25 protein-coding genes are annotated in these 26,297 nt (G+C 62.1%); 23 read left to right on the forward strand and 2 right to left on the reverse strand.

The features are described 5' to 3' along the window. The 14 genes from leuD to ACWPW0_RS08280 all read left to right on the forward strand — a co-directional run bounded on the left by leuD (position 1) and on the right by ACWPW0_RS08280 (position 15,809). Positions 1-648 (forward strand): 3-isopropylmalate dehydratase small subunit, encoded by a 648-nt coding sequence (gene leuD, locus ACWPW0_RS08215; protein ID WP_447590812.1) that lies wholly within the window; start codon positions 1-3, stop codon positions 646-648. A gap of 33 nt (positions 649-681) precedes the next feature. Beyond that, positions 682-1,446 carry a class I SAM-dependent methyltransferase gene (locus tag ACWPW0_RS08220; RefSeq protein WP_454254998.1) on the forward strand — a complete coding sequence of 255 codons (765 nt, stop codon included), beginning with the start codon at positions 682-684 and terminating at the stop codon, positions 1,444-1,446. 75 nt (positions 1,447-1,521) lie between these two features. Continuing rightward, positions 1,522-2,604, forward strand: coding sequence for a 3-isopropylmalate dehydrogenase (gene leuB, locus ACWPW0_RS08225; protein WP_454254999.1), 1,083 nt, complete (start codon positions 1,522-1,524; stop codon positions 2,602-2,604). Positions 2,605-2,658: 54 nt separating this feature from the next. After that, entirely contained in the window at positions 2,659-3,771 is a 1,113-nt protein-coding gene (gene asd / locus ACWPW0_RS08230; RefSeq protein ID WP_454255000.1) for an aspartate-semialdehyde dehydrogenase, read from the forward strand. A 98-nt stretch (positions 3,772-3,869) separates the two neighbouring features. Continuing rightward, positions 3,870-4,880 carry an aspartate-semialdehyde dehydrogenase gene (locus ACWPW0_RS08235; protein WP_454255001.1) on the forward strand — a complete coding sequence of 337 codons (1,011 nt, stop codon included), beginning with the start codon at positions 3,870-3,872 and terminating at the stop codon, positions 4,878-4,880. 153 nt (positions 4,881-5,033) lie between these two features. Then, positions 5,034-7,886, forward strand: a complete 2,853-nt coding sequence (locus tag ACWPW0_RS08240; protein WP_454255002.1) for a FimV/HubP family polar landmark protein — start codon at positions 5,034-5,036, stop codon at positions 7,884-7,886. A gap of 3 nt (positions 7,887-7,889) precedes the next feature. Then, complete coding sequence (gene truA / locus ACWPW0_RS08245) at positions 7,890-8,756, forward strand: tRNA pseudouridine(38-40) synthase TruA (RefSeq protein WP_447590818.1); 867 nt, start codon at positions 7,890-7,892, stop codon at positions 8,754-8,756. A gap of 90 nt (positions 8,757-8,846) precedes the next feature. Further along, positions 8,847-9,467 (forward strand): phosphoribosylanthranilate isomerase, encoded by a 621-nt coding sequence (locus tag ACWPW0_RS08250; protein ID WP_454255003.1) that lies wholly within the window; start codon positions 8,847-8,849, stop codon positions 9,465-9,467. Between the two features lie 137 nt (positions 9,468-9,604). Further along, positions 9,605-10,489 carry an acetyl-CoA carboxylase, carboxyltransferase subunit beta gene (gene accD, locus ACWPW0_RS08255; RefSeq protein ID WP_447590820.1) on the forward strand — a complete coding sequence of 295 codons (885 nt, stop codon included), beginning with the start codon at positions 9,605-9,607 and terminating at the stop codon, positions 10,487-10,489. Continuing rightward, on the forward strand, positions 10,486-11,787 hold the full coding sequence (folC, locus tag ACWPW0_RS08260; protein ID WP_454255004.1) for a bifunctional tetrahydrofolate synthase/dihydrofolate synthase: 1,302 nt from the start codon (positions 10,486-10,488) through the stop codon (positions 11,785-11,787). The genes accD and folC overlap by 4 nt, the downstream gene beginning before the upstream one ends. Next, positions 11,771-12,391: an SPOR domain-containing protein gene (locus ACWPW0_RS08265; RefSeq protein ID WP_447590822.1), complete on the forward strand. Its 621-nt coding sequence runs from the start codon at positions 11,771-11,773 to the stop codon at positions 12,389-12,391. Before folC ends, ACWPW0_RS08265 begins: the two co-directional genes overlap by 17 nt. A gap of 78 nt (positions 12,392-12,469) precedes the next feature. Then, the gene (locus ACWPW0_RS08270; RefSeq protein ID WP_447590823.1) at positions 12,470-13,039 is read left to right on the forward strand and encodes a CvpA family protein; all 570 of its coding nucleotides are present in this window, start codon (positions 12,470-12,472) and stop codon (positions 13,037-13,039) included. A 30-nt stretch (positions 13,040-13,069) separates the two neighbouring features. Further along, complete coding sequence (gene purF, locus ACWPW0_RS08275; protein WP_447590824.1) at positions 13,070-14,575, forward strand: amidophosphoribosyltransferase; 1,506 nt, start codon at positions 13,070-13,072, stop codon at positions 14,573-14,575. Between the two features lie 22 nt (positions 14,576-14,597). Then, entirely contained in the window at positions 14,598-15,809 is a 1,212-nt protein-coding gene (locus ACWPW0_RS08280; RefSeq protein WP_454255005.1) for an O-succinylhomoserine sulfhydrylase, read from the forward strand. Between the two features lie 54 nt (positions 15,810-15,863). Here ACWPW0_RS08280 and gspD read toward each other — a convergent pair whose 3' ends face one another. After that, positions 15,864-17,816 carry a type II secretion system secretin GspD gene (gene gspD / locus ACWPW0_RS08285; protein WP_454255006.1) on the reverse strand — a complete coding sequence of 651 codons (1,953 nt, stop codon included), beginning with the start codon at positions 17,814-17,816 and terminating at the stop codon, positions 15,864-15,866. After that, on the reverse strand, positions 17,813-18,565 hold the full coding sequence (locus ACWPW0_RS08290) for a type II secretion system protein N (RefSeq protein ID WP_454255007.1): 753 nt from the start codon (positions 18,563-18,565) through the stop codon (positions 17,813-17,815). The genes gspD and ACWPW0_RS08290 overlap by 4 nt, the downstream gene beginning before the upstream one ends. 277 nt (positions 18,566-18,842) lie before the next feature. Here ACWPW0_RS08290 and gspE point away from each other — a divergent pair, with 277 nt between their 5' ends. From gspE to ACWPW0_RS08335, 9 genes are read left to right on the forward strand one after another with little or no spacing between them, the layout of a single operon-like run. Further along, entirely contained in the window at positions 18,843-20,354 is a 1,512-nt protein-coding gene (gene gspE / locus ACWPW0_RS08295; RefSeq protein WP_454255008.1) for a type II secretion system ATPase GspE, read from the forward strand. After that, a complete protein-coding gene (xcpS, locus tag ACWPW0_RS08300) occupies positions 20,354-21,568 on the forward strand; it encodes a GspF family T2SS innner membrane protein variant XcpS (protein ID WP_454255009.1) in 1,215 nt (404 codons plus the stop codon). The genes gspE and xcpS overlap by 1 nt, the downstream gene beginning before the upstream one ends. 4 nt (positions 21,569-21,572) lie before the next feature. Beyond that, complete coding sequence (gene gspG, locus ACWPW0_RS08305) at positions 21,573-21,995, forward strand: type II secretion system major pseudopilin GspG (RefSeq protein ID WP_454255010.1); 423 nt, start codon at positions 21,573-21,575, stop codon at positions 21,993-21,995. 6 nt (positions 21,996-22,001) lie between these two features. Next, the gene (gene gspH, locus ACWPW0_RS08310) at positions 22,002-22,541 is read left to right on the forward strand and encodes a type II secretion system minor pseudopilin GspH (RefSeq protein ID WP_454255011.1); all 540 of its coding nucleotides are present in this window, start codon (positions 22,002-22,004) and stop codon (positions 22,539-22,541) included. Then, on the forward strand, positions 22,538-22,927 hold the full coding sequence (gene gspI, locus ACWPW0_RS08315; RefSeq protein ID WP_454255012.1) for a type II secretion system minor pseudopilin GspI: 390 nt from the start codon (positions 22,538-22,540) through the stop codon (positions 22,925-22,927). The genes gspH and gspI overlap by 4 nt, the downstream gene beginning before the upstream one ends. Next, on the forward strand, positions 22,924-23,601 hold the full coding sequence (gspJ, locus tag ACWPW0_RS08320) for a type II secretion system minor pseudopilin GspJ (protein ID WP_454255013.1): 678 nt from the start codon (positions 22,924-22,926) through the stop codon (positions 23,599-23,601). Before gspI ends, gspJ begins: the two co-directional genes overlap by 4 nt. After that, positions 23,598-24,566 (forward strand): type II secretion system minor pseudopilin GspK, encoded by a 969-nt coding sequence (gene gspK / locus ACWPW0_RS08325; protein WP_454255014.1) that lies wholly within the window; start codon positions 23,598-23,600, stop codon positions 24,564-24,566. Before gspJ ends, gspK begins: the two co-directional genes overlap by 4 nt. Next, positions 24,563-25,705, forward strand: coding sequence for a type II secretion system protein GspL (gspL, locus tag ACWPW0_RS08330; RefSeq protein ID WP_454255015.1), 1,143 nt, complete (start codon positions 24,563-24,565; stop codon positions 25,703-25,705). Before gspK ends, gspL begins: the two co-directional genes overlap by 4 nt. Further along, entirely contained in the window at positions 25,702-26,217 is a 516-nt protein-coding gene (locus tag ACWPW0_RS08335; RefSeq protein WP_454255016.1) for a type II secretion system protein M, read from the forward strand. The genes gspL and ACWPW0_RS08335 overlap by 4 nt, the downstream gene beginning before the upstream one ends. Positions 26,218-26,297 lie beyond the last annotated feature (80 nt).

The following is a 26,297-nucleotide window of genomic DNA, read 5'->3' on the forward strand; positions in this document are numbered from 1 at the left end:
ATGAAAGCCTTTACTCAACACACCGGTCTCGTCGCGCCGCTCGATCGTGCCAACGTCGACACCGATCAGATCATTCCCAAGCAGTTCCTCAAGTCGATCAAGCGTACCGGCTTCGGCCCGAACCTGTTCGACGAGTGGCGTTACCTGGATGTCGGGCAACCGAACCAGGACAGCTCCGGACGCCCGCTCAACCAGGATTTCGTGCTCAATTTCCCGCGCTACCAAGGTGCCAGCGTGCTCCTGGCGCGCGAGAACTTCGGCTGCGGCTCATCCCGTGAGCATGCGCCCTGGGCGCTGGAGGAGTACGGCTTCCGCACCATCATCGCGCCGAGCTTTGCCGACATCTTCTTCAACAACAGCTTCAAGAACGGTCTGCTGCCGATCATCCTCAAGGAGGATGAGGTGGATGCACTGTTCCAGCAGGCCGAGGCGAGCGAGGGCTATCAACTGACCGTCGATCTGGTCGCGCAGACTGTGACCCGTCCGGATGGCGTGCAGTACCGCTTCGACGTCGATGCGTTCCGCAAGCACTGCCTGCTCAATGGCTTGGACGATATCGGCCTGACATTGCAGGACGCCGATGCGATCAAAGTGTTCGAAGGCCGTCATCAGCAGAACAACCCCTGGCTGTTTGGCGCGATCAAGTAACGCAGGCTGGCCTGGCCAGTCGGGAGTGGCGAGATGACTGACAAGTCTCATGCGCAGGTGGTAACGACGCAGTTCGGCGAGCAGGCCAATGCCTACCTGAGCAGTGCCGTGCATGCCCAGGGCACCGAGTTCGCCCTGCTGCAGGCCGAGGTTGCCGGGCGCAGCGATGCGCGCTTGCTCGACCTGGGCTGTGGCGCCGGGCATGTCAGTTTTCACCTGGCCCCGCTGGTTGCCGAAGTCGTTGCCTATGACCTGTCGACGCAGATGCTTGATGTGGTGGCGACTGCCGCACGCGAGCGTGGCCTGGGTAACATCCGCACGGAGCAGGGGGCGGCGGAACATCTACCGTTCGCGGATGCGAGTTTCGACTTCGTTTTCAGTCGTTACTCCGCGCACCACTGGAGTGATGTCGGCCAGGCGTTGCGTGAGGTCCGGCGCGTCCTCAAACCGGGTGGCGTGGCCGCCTTCGTCGATGTGATCGCCCCGGGCCTGCCGCTGCTCGATACGCATCTGCAGGCTGTCGAGCTGCTGCGTGACACCAGCCATGTGCGTGATTATTCGGCCGGCGAGTGGCTGCGCCTGGTGGGCGAGGCAGGATTGCAGGTGCGTAGCCATGCGCGTCAGCGTCTGCGTCTGGAATACCGCTCCTGGGTTGAGCGCATGCGGACGCCCGAGGTGCTGCGCGATGCCATTCGGGCATTGCAGCTGGCCGCCGGCGAAGAGGTGCGTGCGTATTACGAAATAGCCGCTGACGGCTCTTTCAGTACCGATGTGCTGGTGCTGTGGGCCGATAGATAACCGAGCTGCAAGTGGCAAGCCTCATTAATGGTGTGAGGTGCGCGACTTGGGCATGAATTGTTGAAGGAACGATGTATGAGCAAGCAGATTCTGATTCTTCCCGGTGACGGTATCGGCCCGGAAATCGTGGCCGAGGCGGTCAAGGTCCTGGAGCTGGCCAACAGCAAGTTCGACCTCGGCTTCGAGCTGAGCTATGACGACCTGGGCGGCGCGGCGGTGGATCGCTATGGCGTGCCGCTGGCCGATGAAACCCTGGAGCGTGCCCGTGCGGCGGATGCCATCCTGCTGGGGGCCGTGGGTGGTCCGAAGTGGGACAAGATCGACCCTGCCATTCGTCCGGAGCGCGGTCTGCTGAAGATCCGTTCGCAGCTGGGCCTGTTCGGCAACCTGCGTCCGGCGCTGCTCTATCCGCAACTGGCTGCGGCATCCAGCCTCAAGCCGGAAGTGGTTGCGGGCCTGGATATCCTCATCGTGCGCGAACTCACCGGTGGCATCTACTTCGGCCAGCCGCGCGAGTCCAAGGTGCTGGAAAACGGCGAGCGCATGGCTTACGACACCTTGCCGTACAGCGAGAGTGAAATCCGCCGTATCGCCAAGGTCGGCTTCGACATGGCCCGTGTGCGCGGCAAGAAACTGTGCTCGGTAGACAAGGCCAACGTGCTGGCGTCCAGCCAGTTGTGGCGCGCCGTGGTCGAGGAAGTGGCCAAGGATTACCCGGACATCGAGCTGTCGCACATGTACGTCGATAACGCTGCCATGCAACTGGTGCGCGCACCCAAGCAGTTCGATGTGATGGTGACCGACAACATGTTTGGCGACATCCTCTCGGATGAAGCGTCCATGCTCACCGGTTCCATCGGCATGCTGCCGTCCGCTTCGCTGGACGCCAACAACAAGGGCATGTACGAGCCTTGCCACGGCTCGGCGCCGGACATCGCCGGACAAGGTATTGCCAACCCGCTGGCGACTATTCTGTCGGTATCGATGATGCTGCGTTACACCTTCTCCCTCGTTGCTGCGGCCGATGCCATCGAGCAGGCTGTGAGCAAGGTGCTGGACCAGGGATTGCGTACCGGTGACATCTGGTCGGAAGGCAACACCAAAGTCGGAACCGTCGCGATGGGCGATGCAGTGGTCGAGGCCCTGCGTAATCTGTAATCTATCGGCCCGCCGCCTGGCAGCGGTCCACTTCTTTATTAGGGTGTAGTTGTTATGAAACGCGTAGGTCTGATCGGTTGGCGCGGTATGGTTGGTTCCGTGCTCATGCAGCGCATGCTGGAAGAGCGCGACTTCGACCTGATCGAGCCGGTGTTTTTCACTACCTCCAACGTTGGTGGTCAAGGCCCGGCCGTGGGCAAAGACGTTGCTCCGCTGAAGGATGCTTACAACATCGACGAGCTGAAAGGTCTCGATGTGATCCTGACCTGTCAGGGCGGCGATTACACCAGCGAAGTCTTCCCCAAGCTGCGTGAGGCCGGCTGGGCGGGCTACTGGATCGACGCGGCTTCCAGCCTGCGCATGGCCGATGACGCGGTCATCGTGCTCGATCCGGTCAACCGCAAGGTCATCGATCAGTCGCTGGACGGTGGCGTGAAGAACTACATCGGCGGCAACTGCACCGTCAGCCTGATGCTGATGGCGCTGGGCGGTCTGTACGAAGCTGGCCTGGTCGAGTGGATGAGTGCCATGACCTACCAGGCAGCCTCGGGTGCCGGTGCGCAGAACATGCGCGAGCTGATCAAGCAGATGGGTGCCATCCACGGGGCGGTCGCCGATGACCTGACCAACCCGGCCAGCGCCATTCTCGATATCGACCGCAAGGTGGCTGAAGCCATGCGTGGCGATGCGTTCCCGGTGGACAACTTCGGTGTGCCGCTGGCCGGCAGCCTGATTCCCTACATCGACAAGGAGCTGCCTAACGGCCAGAGCCGTGAAGAGTGGAAAGGGCAGGCCGAGACCAACAAGATTCTGGGTCGCAACAAGAACCCGATCCCGGTTGACGGTCTCTGCGTGCGTATCGGTGCCATGCGGTGTCACAGCCAGGCGTTGACCATCAAGCTGAACAAGGATGTGCCGCTGAGCGATATCGAAGGCCTGATCAGCCAGCACAACCCTTGGGTCAAACTGGTGCCGAACCAGCGCGAAGCCAGCATTCAGGAGCTGGGTCCTACAGCTGTGACCGGCACCCTGAGCGTACCGGTTGGGCGTCTGCGCAAGCTCAACATGGGCTCTCAGTACCTGGGCGCGTTCACCGTTGGTGACCAGCTGCTGTGGGGCGCGGCCGAGCCGCTGCGGCGTATGCTGCGTATCCTGCTGGAGCGTTGATCCTTCTGGCGCCGGCCGTCCTGGCTGGCGCCAAATTGCCTGCGTGCCGTGGGGCGGTTACAGTGCCGCCCATTCGGTTATCTGCGTAAGGCGTTCTGATGTCCAAGTCTCTCGATATTGCGGTGGTCGGTGCCAGTGGCACCATTGGTGAAACCATCGTGCAACTGCTCGAAGAGCGCGATTTCCCTATAGGTAACCTGCATCTGTTGGCTGGCAATGCGTCGGCAGGGCAGTCCCTGTCGTTTCGTGGCAAGAACCTACGTGTACGGGAGCTGACCGATTTTTCCTTTGCTCAGGTGCAACTGGTTTTCTGCGCTGTAGCCGAGGATGTGGCCCGGCCACACATCGAAGCAGCGGTTGCGGCTGGGTGTTCGGTTATCGATCTGAGTGGTGCGCTGCCATTGGAGCGCGCCATGCGGCTGGTGCCTGAGGCCAATGGCGATTCGCTGATTGAGGCCAGGCCGCCATTCCTGCTATGCAGTCCAGCCCCGGCAGTGGTCGCATTGGCGACTGTACTGGCTCCGCTACGTGACGAGCTGGAAATGCATAAGGTGTCGCTGACTGCTGCCTTGTCGGTTTCCAGTCTGGGGCGCAAGGGTATTACCGAGTTGGCGAGGCAGACTGCCGAATTGCTCAATATGCGTCCGCTTGAGCCGAAAGTGTTTGATCGTCAGGTGGCCTTTAACGTACTGGCCCAGGTTGGCGGTATGGAGGAGAGCGGTCATGCGCATATGGAGCGGCGCATTACCGATGAATTGAAACAGGTAATGGGTATACAGGGCTTGAAGGTGGCGGCTGCCTGTACTCAAGTTCCGGTATTTTTTGGCGACAGCCTTTGTGTATCCCTGCAAACGGCGCAGGCCGTTGATATAACGGCTGTGGCTGCGTTGCTGGATGGGCAGGCCGGTATCGAGCGGGTAGAGAACTCCGACTATCCCACGGTAGTGGGAGATGCAGTAGGTCAGGGCGAGGTCTATGTAGGGCGTTTGCGCACAGGGCTGGATGACCCGGCAGAACTCAATTTGTGGATTGCGTCTGATAATGTGCGAAAAGGCTCTGCGCTAAATGCTGTGCAAATAGCGGAGTTGTTGATAAAACACTATCTGTAAAAGATACTTACCACCAAATTTGAAGAATTTTTCTAGCTTGGCAATACTGGTTTGGCTGTTCGCTGACGGGGCGCCGCGTTAAGCGGGGGTAGGCAGTGACCTTCAAAATCCTCTCGGTTACCGAGAAAAAAAGATAAAACAAGGGATTACGCTATGGTTCAGGTTCGCAAACTGGTGCTGGCAATCGCGGCTGCTTCGGCGTTTACCTCCGGTACAGCGTATGCACTAGGGCTGGGGGAAGTGACCCTCAAGTCATCGCTGAGCCAACCGCTGGTGGCAGAGATCGAGTTGCTCGAGGTGCGCGATCTTGGCACCACCGAGGTCATTCCCGCACTCGCTTCCCCCGAAGAGTTCAGCAAAGCAGGTGTGGACCGGCAGTATTTTCTGACCGATCTGAAGTTCACCCCGGTAATCAATGCCAACGGCAAAAGCGTTATCCGGGTCACTTCAAACAAGCCCGTACGTGAGCCCTATCTGAATTTCCTGGTGGAAGTACTCTGGCCCAATGGCCGTTTGCTGCGTGAGTACACCCTGCTGCTGGACCCGCCGATGTATTCGCCGCAGGCGGTTCTCGCTACAGCACCCAAACTGCCTGTGGCCGCGCCTGCACCACGTCCGCAAACCACTGCGCCTGCACCACGTCCCGTTACGCCGTCGCCATCTGTTGCGCCTGCTGCTGCCCCACGTACCCCGCCAGCACCTGCCGCCAAGCCCATCGCGAGCGACGAATACAAAACCACCTCGCGCGATACCCTGTGGGACATCGCTCAGCGCACGCGTCAGGGCGGCTCTGTGCATCAGACCATGCTGGCCATTCAGGCGCTCAACCCGAATGCCTTCGTCGATGGCAACATCAATCGCCTGAAAAGCGGTCAGGTCCTGCGCCTGCCGGATGAGCAGCAGATCAAGAGTCGCAGTCAGGCCGAAGCCATCGCCCAGGTGGCCGAACAGAACACTGCGTGGCGTGAAGGTCGTAGCCTGGCCGCCGGTACTGGTGTCCGTCAGTTGGATGCCACCACGCGTACCGCGGCGGGAGAGGCACCGGCCAAGAGTGAGGTCAAGGACAGCCTGAAGCTGGTTTCTCCTGCTTCGGATAAAGCTGCCAGCGACAACAAGGCGCTTGGCGATCAGTTGGCCGTGACCAAGGAAAGCCTGGATTCCACGCGTCGTGAGAATCAGGAACTGGGCAGCCGCATGACTGACCTGCAGAGCCAGGTCGAGAAACTGCAGAAGCTGATCGAACTCAAGGATAACCAGCTGGCCAAGCTGCAGTCCGACCTGGCAGCTCAGGGGCAGAAGGCAGCCGCTGCCGCTGCTGCATCGTCTGCGCCTCAGGCTCTGGCGGATGCTCAGCCTGCTCCAACTGCCACAGAGGCACCGGCTGCTGCTCCTGCTGAACCCGCAGCAGCTCCAGCCGAGGAAGCCCCTGTTGCACCGGTGGCGGAGGCTGTTGCACCGGTAGATACCAAGACCGAAACAGAAACACCTGATTTCAACTACAGCGAAGAGCCTGCTGCCGAGGCGACTCCTGCCGAGGAAGCGCCGGCTGCAGTTGCGCCTGCTGCTGAGGCAACACCAAGCGAGCCGGCACAACCTGCGGAGGCGGCCACACCTGCTGAGCAGCCAGCGCCGGTAGCTGAAGAGCCTCAGCCGACCAGTTTGATTGATGACGTGCTGAGCAACCCGATGTTGCTCGGAATCGTCGGCGGTGGTGCCTTGTTGGTACTGCTGATCGCTCTGATGGCTCTGTCGCGCCGTAACGCGCTGAAAGAGGCTGAGTTGCACAACAGCCTTTCTGATGCAGGGCAGGACGCACCTGTCTTTGAGTCTGACCTGGATCTTCAAGACGACAGTTTTTCCGGTCTCGATGATTCGATCACCGAGGCAAGTCAGGAGCGCATTGCACCGCAAACGGCTGATGCCCTTGGCGAGGCCGATATCTACATAGCCTATGGCAAGTTCAGCCAGGCAGCCGAGCTGCTGCAGAACGCCATCAATGATGAGCCGCAGCGCAGTGACCTTCGTCTGAAATTGATGGAGGTTTATGCTGAGTTGGGTGATCGCGATGGCTTTGCCCGTCAGGAACAAGAGCTGCGTGAGATCGGTGCTGCTGCTGCCGGTGTCGACCAGCTGAAAGCCAAATACCCGGCCATGGTCGCCTTGGGCGCTGCCGCTGGTGTCGCTGCGCTGGATGACCTCGACAGCTTCAATCTGGATGACCTGACGCTGGATGACGAGCCGAGCCAGCAAAGCCCGGCCCCTGTCGAGAGCGCGCTGGATGAGCTGGATGACGCTTTCGACTTGAGCCTGGATGATCTGGACGTCGATCTGAATGCCGACGCGCCCAAGGCCGTTGCTGATAGCGATCCGCTGGTTGGTCTGGAGCTGGGTGGCGATTTTGCCCTGCCGGACAGCATTGAGCCGACAAATACCAGTGATCTGGACTTCAATCTCGGGTTGGAGTCGGGCAATAGCGCCGATACGCTGGAGTTGGGTGATGATCTGGCCGATTTCAGCCTGGATCTGGATGCAGACATCAAGCCTGCCGCCGCTCTGGAAGATGAATTCATGCTCAGTCTGGATGATGAGCCTGCCGCTTCGAGCCCGCAGCCGTCTGCAGACTTTGACCTGTCAGCCGATTTCGATCTGTCCCTGGACGATGAGCCAGTAGCTGCCGTGCCGGCTGCTGACAGCTTCGCCGCCCAGCTGGATGAAGTGAACGCCGAGCTTGAGCAACTGAGCAGTGGCCTTGATAGCGACCTTGGGGGCGATGAGCTGGCCTCTATCCCTGCTAGCCAGCCTGCAAGCGTGGCGGATCTGGATATGGACGACGAATTTGATTTCCTTTCAGGAACCGACGAAACCGCCACCAAGCTCGATCTGGCTCGCGCCTATATCGACATGGGCGATACGGAAGGTGCCCGTGACATCCTCGATGAAGTGGTTTCCGAGGGCAGCGAAGGTCAGCAGCAGGAAGCACGTGAGCTGATCGCCAAACTGGTTTGATACATGTCTGATGCAGTACTCACAACGGCAGCCGAATCGGCTGCCGTTGGTTTTTCCAGGATAGCCCTGGGTGTCGAATACCGTGGCTCCCGCTATCGCGGCTTCCAGCGCCAGCGTGCTGGTGTGCCCTCCGTTCAGGAAAGCCTGGAAAAGGCTTTATCCAAGGTTGCCGGTGGCGAAGCGGTAACGCTGAGCTGCGCCGGTCGCACCGATGCGCTGGTGCATGCCAGTGGTCAGGTGGTGCACTTCGATACGCGCGTCGAGCGCACCATGCACTCTTGGGTCATGGGTGCGAACATGAACCTGCCGTCGGATATCAGCGTCACCTGGGCGCGTGCCATGCCGGTAGAGTTTGATGCGCGCTTCAGTGCCATGGCCCGACGTTATCGCTATGTGATCTATAACGACCAGATCCGCCCGGCGCATATGGCGGAAGAGGTGACGTGGAATCATCGACCTCTCGATGTCCAGCGCATGCGGGAGGCCGCACGGCATTTCGTCGGTACCCACGACTTCAGCGCTTTCCGGGCTCGCCAGTGCCAGGCCAAGTCACCGATCAAGACGGTGCACCATCTTCAATTGCTGGAACATGGCCGTTTCATCGTGCTGGATATCCGGGCCAATGCCTTTCTGCACCACATGGTGCGCAACATTGCCGGTGTGCTGATGACGATTGGCGCAGGTGAGCGGCCGGTGGAGTGGGCGCGCGAGGTGCTGGAAACCCGTATTCGGCGAACCGGTGGGGTCACTGCGCATCCTTATGGCTTGTACCTGGTGCAAGTCGAGTACCCGGAGCAGTTCGATCTGCCGCAGCGCTATCTAGGCCCTCACTTTCTCTCCGGGCTGCCGGATGTCATGGTTGCCGGGTAAATAATTCTTCGCAAAAGGGCGTGGGAATTCCATCGCCTGTTTTTGCAGCCTTTTGCTAACATCCGCTTTTTCACTCCAAGGTGCCTGCACGTGTCAGCCGTTCGCAGCAAAATCTGTGGAATAACCCGGGTCGAGGATGCGCTGGCCGCAGCCGCGGCGGGCGCGGACGCCATTGGCTTTGTGTTCTACGAAAAAAGCCCGCGTGCGGTCACCATCGGGCAGGCGCAGCGGATCGTAGCGGCATTACCGCCATTCGTAACGACCGTCGGTTTGTTCGTCAACGCGGGACGTGACGCGCTGTGCGAGGTGCTCGCATCAGTGCCGTTGGATCTGCTGCAGTTTCATGGCGATGAAAGCCAAGCCGACTGCGAAGGCCACAATCGGCCTTATATCAAAGCCTTGAGAGTGCGCGCCGGCGACGATATCGCCGCGCAGATGGCGCAGTACCCCAGTGCGTCGGGGATTCTGCTCGATACGTTCGTCGAGGGTGTGCCCGGTGGTACGGGGGAGGCGTTCGACTGGGCGTTGGTGCCGCATGATCTGCCCAAGCCGGTGATTCTCGCGGGGGGCTTGAGTCCTGAAAATGTGCGTGCCGCGATCGCTCGTGTTCGTCCCTATGCGGTTGATGTCAGTGGCGGTGTAGAGGCCTCGAAAGGGATCAAGGACGCAGACAAGATCCGGTTATTCATTCGTGAGGTACGAGGTTTCTGATGTGACGGGGCGGTCATGCCTGCCGTCCATAACCAGTCCTTTGAATGCCCGCAGTTCCTTTTGATAAGGCTGCCCGAGGCGCGAATTTGAGTTTGCCGGGTGTTGCCAAACGCCCGGGTCAGCTACGGAGAGTGAGCATGAGCAACTGGTTGAGAGACAAGCTGATCCCTTCGATCATGCGTTCCGAGGTCAAGAAGAGTTCGGTGCCCGAGGGGTTGTGGCACAAGTGCCCATCCTGTGATGCCGTACTGTATCGCCCCGAGTTGGAAAAGACCCAGGATGTCTGTCCCAAGTGCAATCACCACATGCGTATCGGTGCGCGCAGCCGCCTGGATATCTTTCTCGATGCCGAAGGTCGTGAAGAGATCGGTGCCGATCTGGAGCCGGTGGACCGCCTCAAGTTTCGTGATAGCAAGAAGTACAAGGACCGCCTGAGCGCGGCGCAGAAGGACACTGGCGAGAAGGATGCGCTGGTGTCGATGAGCGGTACGCTGCTGGGCATGCCGATCGTCACCTGTGCCTTCGAGTTCAGCTTCATGGGTGGCTCGATGGGCGCGGTAGTTGGTGAGCGCTTCGTTCGGGCAGCCAATGTGGCGCTGGAGAAGCGCTGCCCGCTGGTGTGCTTCGCTGCGTCCGGTGGTGCTCGCATGCAGGAAGCGCTGATCTCCCTGATGCAGATGGCCAAGACCTCCGCTGTGCTGGCACGTCTGCGTGAAGAGGGTATTCCCTTCGTATCGGTGTTGACCGACCCGGTTTACGGTGGCGTTTCGGCAAGCCTGGCGATGCTCGGTGATGTGATCGTCGCCGAACCGCGTGCGCTGATCGGTTTCGCCGGGCCACGTGTGATCGAGCAGACCGTGCGTGAGAAGTTGCCGGAAGGCTTCCAGCGCAGCGAGTTCCTGCTTGAGCACGGCGCCATCGACATGATCATTCATCGCCAGGAACTGCGTCCGCGTCTGTCGCGCCTGCTCGCTCAGTTGCAGCACCTTCCCACTCCCGTACAGGTTCCGGCTACTGCATGACCGAACGCACCCTCGCCGAATGGCTCGCCTACCTTGAACAGCTGCACCCCAGTGCCATCGATATGGGCCTGGAGCGCAGTCGGGAAGTAGCTGCGCGGCTCGGCCTGGGGCGCCCCGCGGAGCGGGTGATCACGGTCACCGGTACCAATGGCAAGGGCTCTACCTGTGCCTTTCTGGCTTCGTTGCTGCAGGCGCAGGGGTTGCGTGTCGGGGTCTACAGCTCACCGCATCTGGTGCGTTACAACGAGCGGGTTGCGCTCGATGGCCGGTTGGCGAGTGATGAGGCGCTGTGTCAGGCCTTTGCGGCCGTCGAGGCGGCGCGTGGCGAGATATCCCTGACCTATTTTGAAATGGGTACTCTGGCCGCCTTCTGGCTGTTCGAGCGTGCAGCGCTGGATGCCGTAGTGCTGGAGGTCGGCCTGGGCGGGCGCCTGGATGCGGTGAATCTGGTCGACGCCGATCTGGCGCTGATAACCAGTATTGGCCTGGATCACGCTGACTGGCTGGGCGATACCCGCGAATCCGTTGCTTTCGAGAAGGCCGGCATCCTGCGCCAGGGGCGGCCGGCATTGTGTGGCGACTTCGATCCGCCGCATACCTTGCTGGATCAGGTGGTAGCCCTCGACTGCCCGTTCTTCCTGCGCGGCAGCGCCTATAACCTCATACTGAATGCAGAGAGTTGGGATTGGCATGGTTTGACGCAAGAGGGCGCCGTTCTGCAATTGCACGGCTTGCCGCTACTCGACCTGCCGATGGAAAACGCTGCGCTGGCCTTACAGGCTTACGCCTTGCTCGACTTGCCTTGGGATGTCGCATCTATCCGTAATGCCTTGTTGCACACGCGAGTCGATGGGCGACTGGATCGCAGGGTGCTGCGCTGGCAGGGCAAGTCGCTACAGTTGCTGCTGGATGTGGGGCATAACCCGCATGCTGCCGATTACCTGGCCTCCAGGCTGGCTGCTCGCCCGCTGCAAAGGCCGCGCCTGGCGGTATTCGGGCTGCTGGTCGACAAGGATCTTGATGGAGTGGTGCAGCCCTTGCTGGGAGAAATCGCGGATTGGGCAGTGGCGCCGCTGCCGACACCGCGTAGCCGGCCTGCTACAGAACTTCAGGCGGCGTTGAGCAATCTTGGGGCGTCAGCGCGCTCTTATGCCAGCATCCCGGACGCATTACAGGCACAATGCGAACGAGCACAGGAGGGCGACGAAATCCTCGTGTTCGGATCTTTTTATTGTGTAGCCGAGGCCATCGAGTGGCTGGCGCGGCAGAAGGAGGCGGGGGATGGCAGTACTGGATAGAGGGCTCAAACAGCGCATTGTCGGTGCGTTGGTGCTGGTCGCACTGGCAGTGATCTTCCTGCCGATGCTGTTCTCTCGTGAAGATGAACAGCGCCATGTCGTGGTAGAGGCGCCTGCCATGCCGTCGGCCCCCGTGGTTCCCGATATCGTGCTTGACCCTGTTTCGGTGCCTACCCAGCAACCTGTCGCGGATGAGCATATGCCGCCAGTCGAGCCTGTGGATGGCACCGACGTTGCGACTGCTCCGGCCACACCTCCGGTTACGGCTCCCGTCACCGCGCCACCAACCGCTGTTGCTGTCACGCCACCGGCCAAGCCAGTGGAGGCGAAACCTGTGGAAACCAAGCGTCTGGATGCCAACAACCTGCCGGTGAGCTGGTCGATCCAGTTGGCCAGCCTGTCCAGTCGTCCGGGTGCGGAAGAGTTGCAGAGAAAACTGCGTAGCCAGGGTTACAACGCCTATATCCGTAGTGTCGACGGCATGAACCGGGTTTTCGTCGGCCCCCTGATCGAGCGCGCAGAAGCGGACCGCCTGCGTGATCAGCTCAATCGTCAGCACAAGCTCAAAGGCTTCGTGGTGCGTTTCCAGCCGGAAAACAGCTGACGCAGGTTGAACGCCCGGCTTACCCGACCGGGCTCGCTCTGTTAAAATCCGCCGCCTTTCCCGTCTGCAGGCAGCATCGTGGCATTCACTTGGGTCGATTGGGCGATCATCGCCGTCATCGCCATTTCCAGTTTGATCAGCCTCAAGCGCGGTTTCTTCAAGGAAGCCCTGTCGCTGCTGACCTGGATAGTCGCAGGTGTCGTGGCCTGGATGTTTGGTGGCGCGCTTTCGCAGCACCTCAGCGAATTCATTGAAACTCCGTCGATGCGCGTCATCGCCGCGTGCGCCATTCTGTTCATCGCCACCTTGCTGGTGGGGGCGCTGGTCAATTTTCTTATCGGCGAACTGATCCGGGTAACCGGCTTGTCAGGAACCGATCGCTTTCTCGGCATGGTCTTCGGCGCGGCGCGCGGGGCTTTGCTGGTGGTGGTGCTGGCTGGGTTGGTCAGCCTGGCACCCGTGCAACAGGACAAGTGGTGGCAGCAGTCGACGCTGATGCCGCATTTTCTGATGGTGGCGGACTGGTCGAAGAATCTGATTCTCAGCCTTTCCAGTCAGTGGCTGGCGGGCGCCGTCAGCGAGCCTGCCGAGCTGCCGTTTAAAGAAGCTTTCTTGCAGCCTAAACTGCCGCAAGAGCCAAGCAATTAGCCTGTTTCACCAACGTAGGGGTTGCGTCACATGTGTGGCATTGTCGGTATTGTCGGTAAGTCGAACGTCAACCAGTCGTTGTACGACGCACTCACCGTTCTCCAGCATCGCGGCCAGGACGCTGCCGGCATCGTGACCAGCCATGACGGCCGGTTGTATCTGCGCAAGGACAATGGCCTGGTCAGGGATGTTTTCCAGCAGCGCCACATGCAGCGTCTGATTGGCCATACCGGTATCGGTCACGTGCGCTACCCGACCGCTGGCAGCTCCAGTTCTGCCGAGGCACAGCCGTTCTACGTCAACTCGCCCTACGGCATCACCCTGGCGCACAACGGCAACCTGACCAACGTTGAACAGTTGGCCAAGGAGATCTACGAGTCGGACCTGCGCCACGTCAACACCAACTCCGACTCGGAAGTGCTGCTCAATGTATTCGCCCATGAGCTGGCCGTGCGCGGCAAGCTGCAGCCGACCGAAGAGGACGTGTTCGCCGCGGTCGCTGGCGTGCATGCGCGTTGCCGGGGTGGTTACGCGGTAGTCGCGATGATCACCGGTTACGGCGTGGTCGGCTTCCGCGATCCCCATGCGATCCGTCCGATCGTCTTCGGTCAGCGCCACACCGACAATGGCGTCGAGTACATGATCGCCTCCGAAAGCGTTGCCCTCGACGTGCTCGGCTTCACCCTGATTCGTGACCTGGCTCCGGGCGAAGCGGTGTATATCACCGAAGACGGCCGCCTGTTCACCCGTCAGTGCGCACAGAACCCACAGTATTCGCCGTGCATCTTCGAGCACGTCTACCTGGCCCGTCCGGATTCGTTGATGGATGGCATCTCGGTGTACAAGGCGCGCCTGCGCATGGGCGAGAAGCTGGCCGAGAAAATCCTGCGCGAGCGTCCGGATCACGATATCGACGTGGTCATCCCGATTCCGGATACCAGCCGTACCTCGGCGCTGGAGTTGGCCAACCACCTGGGCGTCAAGTTCCGCGAAGGCTTCGTCAAGAACCGTTATATCGGCCGTACCTTCATCATGCCTGGCCAGGCGGCACGCAAGAAATCGGTACGCCAGAAGCTCAATGCCATCGAGCTGGAGTTCCGCGGCAAGAACGTGATGCTGGTGGACGATTCCATCGTGCGTGGCACCACCTGCAAGCAGATCATCCAGATGGCCCGCGAAGCCGGCGCGAAGAAGGTGTATTTCTGCTCGGCGGCGCCGGCTGTGCGTTACCCGAACGTCTACGGCATCGACATGCCCAGCCCGCACGAGTTGATCGCCCATGGCCGCAGCACGGACGAAGTGGCCGAGCTGATCGGCGCCGACTGGCTGATCTACCAGGACCTGGCGGATCTTAAAGAGGCGGTTGGCGGCGGCAAGGTGAAGATCGAGCACTTCGATTGCGCGGTGTTCGATGGCGAGTACGTCACCGGCGATGTCAACGAGGCCTACCTGAACAAGATCGAGCAGGCCCGCAACGACTCGAGCAAGGCCAAGAGCGAAGCAGTCAGCGCAATCATCGACCTGCACAACGATTGACCGATTTAGCGAGGAACCGTCGATGAGTCAGGATTGGGATGCAGGGCGACTGGACAGCGACCTGGAAGGCGTGGGGTTCGACACCCTGGCCGTGAGGGCAGGGCAGCACCGCACACCGGAGGGCGAGCATGGCGAGGCCATGTTCCTGACCTCGAGCTATGTCTTCCGCACCGCTGCCGATGCCGCGGCGCGTTTCGCTGGCGAGCAGCCGGGGAATGTCTATTCACGCTACACCAACCCCACCGTGCGCGCGTTCGAAGAACGTATTGCGGCGCTGGAGGGCGCGGAGCAGGCCGTGGCTACGGCGTCCGGCATGGCGGCTATCCTGGCCATCGTCATGAGCCAGTGCAGCGCCGGCGACCACGTCCTGGTTTCGCGCAGTGTGTTCGGCTCGACCATCAGCCTGTTCGAAAAGTACCTCAAGCGCTTTGGCGTGCAGGTCGACTACGTGCCGTTGGCTGATCTGGATGGTTGGAAGGCAGCGTTCAAGACCAATACCCGGTTGCTGTTCGTCGAGTCGCCGTCCAACCCCCTGGCCGAGCTGGTGGATATCGCCGCGCTGGCTGACATTGCCCACGCACGCGGTGCGCTGCTGGTGGTGGATAACTGCTTCTGCACCCCCGCGCTGCAACAGCCGCTGAAGCTGGGTGCCGATATCGTCATGCACTCGGCCACCAAGTACATCGACGGCCAGGGCCGTAGCATGGGCGGCGTGGTGGCTGGCAAGAGCAGCCTGATGGAGGCTGTGGTTGGCTTCCTGCGTACCGCGGGGCCCACCTTGAGCCCGTTCAACGCCTGGGTGTTCCTCAAAGGTTTGGAAACCCTGCGTATCCGTATGCAGGCGCATTGCGCCAGTGCGCTGGAGCTGGCGCTGTGGCTGGAACAGCAGGCGGGGATCGAGCGTGTCTACTACGCTGGCCTGCCGAGCCACCCGCAGCACGAGCTGGCCAAGCGGCAGCAGAACGCCTTCGGTGCGGTGGTGAGCTTCGAAGTGGCTGGGGGCAAGGAAGCGGCCTGGCGTTTCATCGATGCCACGCGGGTGATTTCCATCACCACCAACCTGGGTGATACCAAGACCACCATTGCCCATCCGGCCACCACCTCCCACGGGCGTTTGTCGCCGCAGGAGCGTGCCAGTGCAGGGATTGGCGATAACCTGATCCGGGTTGCCGTGGGGCTGGAAGATCTTGCCGACCTGAAAACCGATCTGGCTCGGGGGTTGGCGGCGCTCTAGATTGTTGTCGCGTGCTATCGACGGCGCGGGGGCTCATGGCCCCCGCGCCGTTTTTCATGGTGCCGGACGCAGGTCAACGGCTGGCGGATATGAGTCCTGATGGTCGAACAGGCGATTCGGGTTGACCGGCAGGATGTTCGGTCCCTTGTCAGGCTGGTTGAGTACGCGAATATCGCTGTACTTCCTGCCGCTCAGGCTGGCCAGCCCGTTGTCGTCGCGCACGATCGCCGGGCGCAGGAAGACCATCAGGTTGCGCTTGACGTGGGTGTTCTCGGTCGAGCGGAACAGCCGCCCCAGCAGCGGAATATCGCCGAGGAGGGGAACCTTCGAGTCGCTGCGGGTGACGTCGTCCTGAATCAGGCCGCCAAGCACGATGACCTGGCCATCGCCGGCCAGGATGGTGCTCTTGATCGAGCGTTTGTTGGTGATCACGTCGGAGACGGTGACGTTGGCCGGCGCCGGCACCAGGGAGGAGATTTCCTGCTCGATCTCCAGGCGCAGGGTCGCGCCTTCGTTGATATGTGGGGTGACCTTGAGGGTCACACCGATGTCCTGGCGTTCGATGGTAGTGAACGGGTTGCTCGCGCCATCGGTGGCGGTGGTGTAGGAGCCGGTCTGGAAAGGTACGTTCTGGCCGACCAGAATCTCTGCCGCCTGGTTGTCCAGGGTCAGCAGGGTAGGCGTGGACAGCAGGTTGCTCTTGCTGTTGGACGAGATGGCGGTGATCAGCGCACCGAAGCTGCCATTACCCAGGCCGATGATGGCGCCATTGGGAAGGGCGGCAGGAATTTCCTTCTCCTGCAGGGCGCCCAGCACGGTGCCGATGGACAGGCCGGTATTGCTGAAATTCACGCCACCGATGCCATTGCCGCCCTTGGCCGCCCATTGCACGCCGAGGGCGTCGCGAATATCGCCGGAAATTTCCACGATGGCGGCTTCGACCAGTACCTGGGCGCGGGGAACGTCGAGCTGCCGCACGATGTCTTCGAGCATGGTCACGGTATCCGGGTCGGCCAGAATCACCAGTGCGTTAAGGCTTTCATCGGCGCGAATGAGCATCTGTTTGGGTTTGCCGCCCCCAGCTTCAGCGCCACCCCCTTCGCCAGTCTTGAGCGTGTCGGTAATCTCGCCGAGGGTCTGCGCCAGGGCCTTGGCGTCGTTGTGGCGCAGGCGGATGACGCGGGTATTGGCCGAGCGCGAAGAGGGCGTATCGATAGAGCGGGCCAGTGCCAGCATTTTTGCGCGTGCTTCGGCTGGGCCCAGCAGGATCAGCCGATTGGTACGCGCATCGGCGACCACCTGGGTGGCGCCTGTGCCCTTGGCCTGGCCGCGGTTCAGGGTGTTGTTGAGCACTTCGGCGGCATCCATCACCCAGGCGTTGCGCATGTCGTAGACGGTGTAGTCCTGCGCGTTGGCCTGGTCCAGTTGGCGAATCAGTTGCTCGATGCGGGTGATGTTGGCAGGCCGGTCACTGATGATCAGGGCGTTGGCCGAGGCCACGGCTGCCAGGTGTCCGTATTGCGGCACCAGGGGGCGGATCAGCGGAATCAGTTCGTTCACCGAGTTTTGCTGCACCTGAATGACCCGGGTCTCCAGGCTGTTTGGCCTGTCAGCGCTGGCGACCGAGCCATCGGCGCGGGCATCGGTATTCGGCACGATCCGCGCCTGGTCACCCTGTGAGACGACCGAGAACCCGTGGGTGCTCATCACCGAGAGGAACAGTTGGTAGACCTCGCTCAGGCTCAGGGGCGCCTGGGACACCACCGTGACCTGGCCTTTCACCCGAGGATCGACGACGAAGGTCTGCCCGCTGATGCTCGACACCTGTTCGATGAAGTCACGGATATCCGCGTCCTTCATGTTGATGGTCCAGCTTTCGTCCTGTTGCGCCGTGACGCCTGCAGCTGGAGCGGCATGAGTCAGTGTTGGTGTCAGGCCGATGCAGGTCATGGCCAATAGCAGAGCCAGGGGCAGGTGTTTCGACGGCAGGGATTTCGAGCGGGTCATGGAGTGGTTTCTGCTTCAGGCTCTTCGACCGGCGGCGGTGGGGTGCCGTCGCCATCCATTTGTTGACGGAGAACTTCCAGGCGTTGCTGCAGGGACTGGTTGTTTTCGTCTTGCAGTTGCTCGAGCTGTTCGGTGGTGGATTGCTGGGCGATTGGCGCGACACTTCGAGGCTGCGGCGCAGTCGCACGCTGACGTGTGAAGTGCAGGCTTTCTTCGCGGCCATTACGAGTGAGTACCACATGGTCCTGATGCACGGCATGCAGACGTACGCCGGCGCTGATTTCATCGCCGATGGCCAAGCGCTTGGGTTTGCCGCCAGCGACGAGGAGGATGGCTGTCGAGCGGGCGTTGTCCGGGTTGACGAAGCTGCCAAGCAGACTCAGTTGCAGCGTGGTGGGCGGTGCCTGCTGGTCGCTGCGTTGCTGGAGAGGGATGCCGAACAGACCTTGCAGGGCATCGACCGAAAGCGGTGGGTGCTGGGCGGTGGCGGTCGCATCTGCAGTCGTTGGTGTCGCGCCACGGAGCTGGCGCACCAGATCGATGATCTGCCAGGAGAGTGCCATGCTCATGGCGCATACCCCCGCTAGAAAAAGCACGGACACGCCATGGCGCTGCAGCCAGCCATGCAGGCGGTTGCTCGGTGCGGTCAAAGCCTTACCCCCAACATTATTCTTATTATGTGTCGCATCCTTACGCGGTCTGGAATCAGGCCCCCGTTCACTCCTGTGGAGTGGGGCCGATTCTGGCACTACGTCGACGCGCCGCCAACCTTACCTCAAGGATGCCGCATGTGCAGCGAGCAATAATGCAAATATCGGCAGTTAATTGCATTAATCGCCTGAGATTGTGGATTTTCCGCGCAAGGCGGCGTTTTTCGAGGTGTGCAGCCAGCTTCTCGCATGTGATTGCGTGGGCTGTCACGACAAAGCCGGGCCTGGCTCTTTATTTTTCTGCCGAATCCGTTAACTTGGCGGCTCTGTCGCGCCTCCTAACAACAAGAACAGAACTTCAGGAACGGGCCCGCGCATGTCCATCGATCCGTATGCCGCATCAGCGGCTCCGGCAGTTTTGCCTTTTCGTTCTCTGCCATTCGCCTTTGCCAAGCGCCATGGTGTGCTGCTGCGTGACAGCAGCGCCCAACCGTTGCTGTATGTGCGCGAAGGGGCGCCGTTGTTCGCGATCCAGGAGGCCCAGCGTTTTGCCCGTCAGCCATTGGCATTGCAATGGCTGACGCCGGAGGCCTTCGAACAGGCCTTGAGCGATGCCTACCAGCGTGATTCCTCGGAAGTCCGGCAGATGGCCGAGGGGCTGGGTGCAGAGATGGACCTGGCCAGTCTCGCCGAACTCACGCCGGAATCCAGCGATCTGCTGGAGCAGGAAGATGACGCGCCGATCATCCGTCTGATCAACGCCATCCTCAGCGAAGCGATCAAGGCCGGTGCCTCCGATATTCACCTGGAGACCTTTGAGAAACGTCTGGTCGTGCGCTTCCGCGTCGACGGCATCCTGCGCGAGGTGATCGAGCCGCGTCGCGAACTGGCCGCGCTGCTGGTGTCGCGGGTCAAGGTCATGGCGCGCCTGGACATCGCCGAGAAGCGGGTGCCGCAGGACGGCCGTATCTCGCTCAAGGTGGGCGGGCGCGAGGTGGACATCCGTGTGTCGACGCTGCCCTCGGCCAATGGCGAGCGCGTGGTGCTGCGCCTGCTCGACAAGCAGGCCGGGCGCCTGTCGCTGCCACACCTGGGCATGAGTGAGCGTGATCGCCGTTTGCTCGACGAGAACCTGCGCAAACCCCACGGCATCATCCTGGTCACTGGGCCGACCGGTTCTGGCAAGACCACGACCCTGTATGCCGGCCTGGTCACCCTCAATGACCGCACGCGCAATATCCTCACCGTCGAAGACCCGATCGAGTACTACCTGGAAGGCATCGGCCAGACCCAGGTCAACCCGCGAGTCGACATGACGTTTGCCCGTGGCCTGCGCGCCATCCTGCGGCAGGACCCGGATGTAGTGATGGTCGGCGAGATCCGCGACCAGGAGACCGCCGACATCGCCGTACAGGCCTCGCTGACCGGCCACCTGGTGCTCTCCACCCTGCACACCAACAGTGCCGTGGGCGCGGTGACTCGACTGGTCGACATGGGCGTTGAGCCTTTCCTGCTGTCGTCGTCCCTGCTTGGCGTATTGGCCCAGCGCCTGGTCCGTGTGCTGTGTCCGCATTGCCGCGAGGCACGCCCGGCCGACGAGGCCGAGTGCGCGTTACTCGGGCTGGAGGTGCGGAGCGCACCGACGATCTACCACGCCCAGGGCTGCACGGACTGCCATCAGCAGGGTTATCGAGGGCGAACCGGGATCTACGAACTGGTGGTGTTCGACGAGCAGATGCGCACCCTGGTACACAACGGCGCCGGTGAGCAGGAACTGACCCGGCATGCGCGCAGCCTCGGCCCGGGCATTCGCGAAGATGGTCGACGCAAGGTGCTGGAAGGTGTGACCACGCTCGAGGAAGTCCTGCGCGTAACGCGGGAGGACTGATGGCGGCGTTCAGCTACATCGCGCTCGACAACAAGGGACGCCAACAGAAGGGGGTGCTGGAGGCCGACAGTGCCCGTCAGGTTCGTCAGCTATTGCGTGAGAAACAGCTGGCGCCCTTGCAGGTGGATGCCATGCGCAGCCGTGAAGCGCCCCAGGCCGGTGGTTTCAGCCTGCGCCGTGGGTTGTCCACACGTGACCTGGCATTGGTGACCCGGCAACTGGCGACCTTGATCAGCGCCGCGCTGCCTATCGAGGAAGCGTTGCGTGCCGCCGCTGCGCAGTCGCGTCAGCCGCGTATCCAGTCGATGCTGCTCGCCGTGCGCGCGCGGGTACTCGAAGGCCATGGCCTGGCGGCTGCGCTGGCCGCATTTCCGGCCGCATTCCCCGAGCTGTACCGGGCCACGGTGTCGGCCGGTGAGCACGCCGGGCACCTGGGGCCGGTGCTGGAACAACTGGCCGACTATACCGAGCAACGCCAGCAGTCGCGGCAGAAGGTACAGCTTGCGCTGTTGTATCCCACGATCCTGATGGTCACCTCGCTGATCATCGTCGGCTTTCTGCTCGGTTATGTAGTGCCGGATGTGGTGCGCGTATTCGTCGATTCCGGACAAACGCTGCCGACACTGACCCGGGTGATGATCACGCTCAGTGAGCTGGTCAAGAGCTGGGGCTGGCTGGTGCTGATTCTCGGTGTGCTGTTGGTGCTGGGTTTTCGCCGTGCCGTGCGCGAAGAAGGAATGCGCCGGCATTGGCACCGGTTTCTGCTGCGGATGCCGCTGATCGGCGGGCTGATCCGGGCGACCGAAACGGCACGCTTCGCCTCGACCCTGGCCATCCTCGTGCGCAGTGGTGTGCCATTGCTGGAAGCGCTGGCCATCGGCACCGAGGTGGTGGTCAACCGGGTGATCCGTCATGACGTGATCCAGGCCACCCAGCGGGTGCGCGAGGGCGGCAGCCTGTCGCGAGCGCTGGAGGCCAGTCAGCAGTTTCCGCCGATGATGCTGCACATGATCGCCAGTGGCGAGCGTTCTGGCGAACTGGATCAGATGCTGGCGCGCACGGCGCGCAATCAGGAGAACGACCTGGCCGCGACCATCGGCCTGCTGGTGGGGTTGTTCGAGCCATTCATGCTGGTCTTCATGGGAGCGGTGGTGCTGGTGATCGTACTGGCCATCCTCCTGCCGATTCTGTCTTTGAACCAACTGGTGGGGTGAAACGATGTACAAGCAGAAGGGCTTCACGCTCATTGAAATCATGGTCGTGGTGGTAATCCTCGGCATCCTCGCCGCGCTGGTGGTGCCGCAGGTGATGGGGCGTCCCGACCAGGCCAAGGTGACCGTGGCGCAGAACGATATCCGCGCCATCGGCGCAGCCCTGGACATGTACAAGCTGGATAACCAGAACTACCCGAGCACCCAGCAAGGCCTGGAAGCCCTGGTGAAAAAGCCGACCGGCAATCCGCCGGCGAAGAACTGGAACACCGAGGGCTACCTGAAGAAGCTGCCAGTCGACCCATGGGGCAATCCTTATCTCTATCTGTCGCCAGGCACGCGCGGCAAGATCGACCTCTATTCGCTGGGCGCCGATGGCCGTGAAGGCGGTGAGGGCAATAACGCCGATATCGGCAACTGGAACCTCTGACCCTGCATGCGCCGTGCGCGAGGCTTCACCCTGATCGAGCTGCTGGTCGTGCTGGTGATCCTCGGCGCGCTGACCGGGATGGCCGTGCTCAGCAGTGGCATGGCAGCCAGCCCGGCGCGCCAGCTCAACGACGAAGCCGAACGCCTCAGCGGCCTGCTGCGGGTGCTGCTCGACGAGGCCGTGCTGGACAATCGCGAATACGGGGTGCGCTTCGAACGTCAGTCGTACCAGGTGCTGCGCTATGAGCCGAGGCAGGCACGCTGGACGCCACAACCCGATGCATCGGTCTACACCTTGCCGCAGTGGATAGAGGTGACCATCGAACTGGATAAGCGCGCAGTGGCCTTGCCTGCCGCAAGCGACAAGGACGCTGACGCGGCGGCCATGCCTGTGCCACAGTTGCTGGTTCTTTCCAGCGGTGAGTTGACGCCGTTCCGTCTGCGTATGGCCGGACGCGAGCGCGGTGGCCCGGCGTTGTCGTTGTCCAGCGATGGTTTCAGTGACCCGCAGATCGAAACAGAAGCTGCTGTGGGCGTGCGTCGATGAACCGGGCGCGTGGCTTTACCCTGCTGGAAGTATTGGTGGCCCTGGCGATTTTCGCCCTGGTCGCGGCCAGCATGCTGACGGCCAGTTCGCAGTCGCTGAAGACTGCGGCGCGCCTGGAGGACAAGACCTTTTCCCTGTGGCTGGCGGACAATCGCCTGCAGACCCTGCAACTGTCCAGCGACCCACTGAGCGAAGGCCGCGAACAGGGTGAGGAAACCTATGCCGGGCGCCGCTGGCTGTGGCAAAGCGAAGTCAAGGCGACCAGCGAGCCAGGTATGCGCCGGGTCACCTTGTGGGTGGCGCTGCGTCCCGAAAGCGGCTTGCGTGGTCGCATCGAGGACCAGGCGCTGACGACCCTTAGCGGCTTCGTCGGAGTGGAGCCATGAAGCGTGCGGCAGGTTTCACCCTGCTCGAGCTGCTGATCGCAATTGCCATCTTCGCCTTGCTCGGCCTGGCCACCTATCGCATGTTCGACAGCGTGATGCAGGTCGACCGTGGCCAGCGTGTGCAAGAGCAGCGCCTGCGTGAACTGACCCGGGCGATGGCGGCGTTCGAACGTGACGTGTTGCAAGTGCTGCCGCGCCCCGTGCGCGATCAACTGGGTGATCCGATCCCTGCCCTGCAGGGTGACAGTGGCAGTACGACGCGCCTGGAACTGACCCGCAATGGCTGGCGTAACCCGCTGGGGCAACCGCGTTCGACCTTGCAGCGGGTGCGCTGGCAGTTGCAGGGCGAGGAGTGGCAGCGAGCCTACTGGACGGTGCTCGACCAGGCGCAGGACAGCCAGCCCCAGGTGCAGCGGGCACTGCGTGGCGTGACGCGTTTCGAATTGCGCTTTCTTGATGATGAGGACCGCTGGTTGCAGACCTGGCCACCCGCCAACAGTGACCGTGAGGCCGCCTTGACTCAATTGCCCAAGGCCGTGGAGCTGGTCATCGAACACCGTCACTACGGTGAGCTGCGGCGGCTCTGGCGCTTGCCAGAAGCGGCAGAGCGCAAACAGCCGCCTGAGGGCGGCGAGGGTGAGATCCCGGCGCCGGAGCAGGGGGAAAGCCCTTGAAGCGTCAGGCAGGCGTGGCCCTGATCACGGTGCTGCTGGTGGTGGCGCTGGTCAGCGTGGTTTGCACGGGGCTGGTGCTGCGCCAGCAACTGGCGATTCGCAGTACCGGAAACCAGTTGCTGGTGCGTCAGGCGCATTACTACGCCGAGGGTGGCGAGCTGCTGGCCAAGGCCATTCTCCTGCGCGATCTGCGCGAGGGTGATCCACGCATGCCGGTCGATCACCTAGGTGAAGCCTGGGCCCATCCACGCTTGAGCTTTCCCCTGGATGAAGGCGGCGAGCTGACCCTGCGCATTACCGACCTGAGCGGCCGCTTCAACCTCAACAGCCTGGCTGCCGAAGGGGAGCAAGGTGAACTGGCGATGCTGCGTTTTCGCCGCCTGCTGCGGCTGCTGGGGATCGAGCCGGCGATAGCCGAGCGCCTGCGTGACTGGCTGGATACCGATCAGGAACTGTCCGGCTCACAGGGTGCCGAGGATGCTCAGTACCTGTTGCTACAGCCTGCGTACCGCACCGGCCCCGGGCGTATCGAGTCCGTTTCCGAGTTACGCCTGCTGCTGGGGGTGGGCGAGGCGGATTACCGTCGGCTGGTGCCCTTCGTCAGCGCCTTGCCGGCCGAGGTCGGCTTGAACGTGAATACGGCCAGCGCCCAGGTGCTGGCGGCATTGGCCGATGGCGTGTCGCCGCGATCCGTCGAAGGCGTGATTGCTGCGCGCTCGCGCACTGGCTTTCGTGATGTCGGCAGCTTCATCCAGCAGTTCGGCAATGGTGGTGTCAGCGCGCAGGGGTTGCAGGTTGGCAGCGCCTACTTTCAGGTCACCAGCGAGGTACACCTGGGCGAGCGCAGGCAGGTGCTGGTGAGTGTGTTGCAACGTGGCAATGATGGGCGCGTGCGGGTGCTGGCACGCGATCTGGGGCAGTCCGGCGAGGAGCCGGTGCCGCCCAACAAGGAGTCCGAGCAATGAGTGCGTCGTGTGTCTTTCTTCCGCCGGCTGCCTGTGCGGCCAGCGATCCTCAATTGCCGGTATGGCGGGTGGTGGCGGGTGTATCCGAGCACCTGGTGTTCGCTGAAGCGCTGCCGTCGGCTGGGCAGGCCTGGCGCCTGGTGCTGCCGGTGGAAGCGGTGACCATCTGTGTCGCCCAGTTGCCCACCACCAAGGCGCGCTGGCTGGCCAAGGCGCTGCCGTTCGCGGTCGAGGAACAGCTGGCCGAGGATGTCGAGCTGTTTCACTTGTGCATCGGCGAGGCGCTGGGTGCCGGGCGCTATCGGGTGTATGCCGTACGCCGTGACTGGCTGGCCAGCTGGCTGGCGCTGTGCGGCGATTGCCCGCCGCAGCGAATCGAGGTCGACGCCGATCTGCTGAGCGGCGAGGGCAGCCAGGTTCTGTGCCTGGGGGCGCGCTGGTTGCTGGGGGGGCGTGGCGAGGCACGTATGGCGTTGCGACCGGAGGATTGGCCGTCGCTGCGCGGGCAGGTGCCCACGCCTTGTGTCGCTCATGTACTGGCTGGTGAGGTCGCCCCTGAAGGCGTGGACGAGGTGTATGGGGTCGATCAGCCCTATGTCTGGCTGGCGCGTCAGCCCAGTGCTGGCAATCTGGCGCAGGGGGCTTTCGAGCGGCGCGAGGCGTCTGCCGGTATTGCGCGCTGGCGACCGCTGCTGGTGCTGCTCGTCCTGTGCCTGGTGGTGCAGTGGGGCTTCAACCTGGCGCAGGGCTGGCTGCTGCGCAGCGAAGCAGAGCGCTATGCCCGTGCCAGCGAGGCGCTGTACCGCGATCTGTTTCCTGATGACAACAAGCTGATCAACCTGCGTGCGCAGTTCGATCAGCATTTGAGCGAGGGCGGCGGCCGACAGGACATGCTGCTTGGTTTGCTCGATCAGGCCGCCACGGCGATCAATGCCGAGGGTGCCCAGGTGCGTATCGATCAGCTCGACTTCAGTGCCCTGCGCGGTGACCTGGCGCTGAATATCCAGGCGCAGGATTTCGCCGCTCTGGAGCGTTTGCGTACGCACCTGCAAGAGGCTGGCGTGCCTGTGGAAATGGGCTCGGCCAGTCGGGCGGAAGCGGGTGTGAGTGCGCGTTTGGTCATTGGAGGTAACGGATGAGGTTGCTCAAACCCTTGCAGGCCAGCCTGGAGGCAACGGGCCTGGCTGTCTACTGGCGTGGGCTTGCGCCACGCGATCAACTGGCGCTGGTGCTGCTCAGCCTGTTCCTGTTGCTGGTGCTGCTGTATATGCTGCTCTGGCGCCCGGCGGCGCAGCAGGTGCAGCAGGCGCGCGCTTATCTGGAGCAGCAACGCGAGCTGCACCTGTATTTGCAGGCCAATACCGCCCAGGCCCGTGAAGCGCAGAGTAAGCCACAGCCGGCCAATATCGAGCCGGCGCGCTTGCAGGGCTTCATCACGGCCAGTGCCGGCAGCCAGGGACTGACGGTCGAACGGCTCGACAGCCAGGGCGATGGTGCGGTGCAGGTCAGCTTGCAGCCTGCCGAGTTCGCCCGGTTGTTGCGCTGGTTGATCGAGTTGCAGGGGCAGGGCGTGCGTGTCGATGAAGCCGGGCTGGAGCGCGCCGACAAAGGCTTGGTCAGCAGTCGCCTGTTACTGCGCAGCGGCACCTGAACGGATTTCTGCGGTGCCAGGCATAGGGAAAACTCGCGAAAAAACGCATTGTCCGGAAAAACTTCAAGCAGGGTGTTGAC

Source organism: Pseudomonas sp. Marseille-Q8238, from assembly GCF_965111915.1.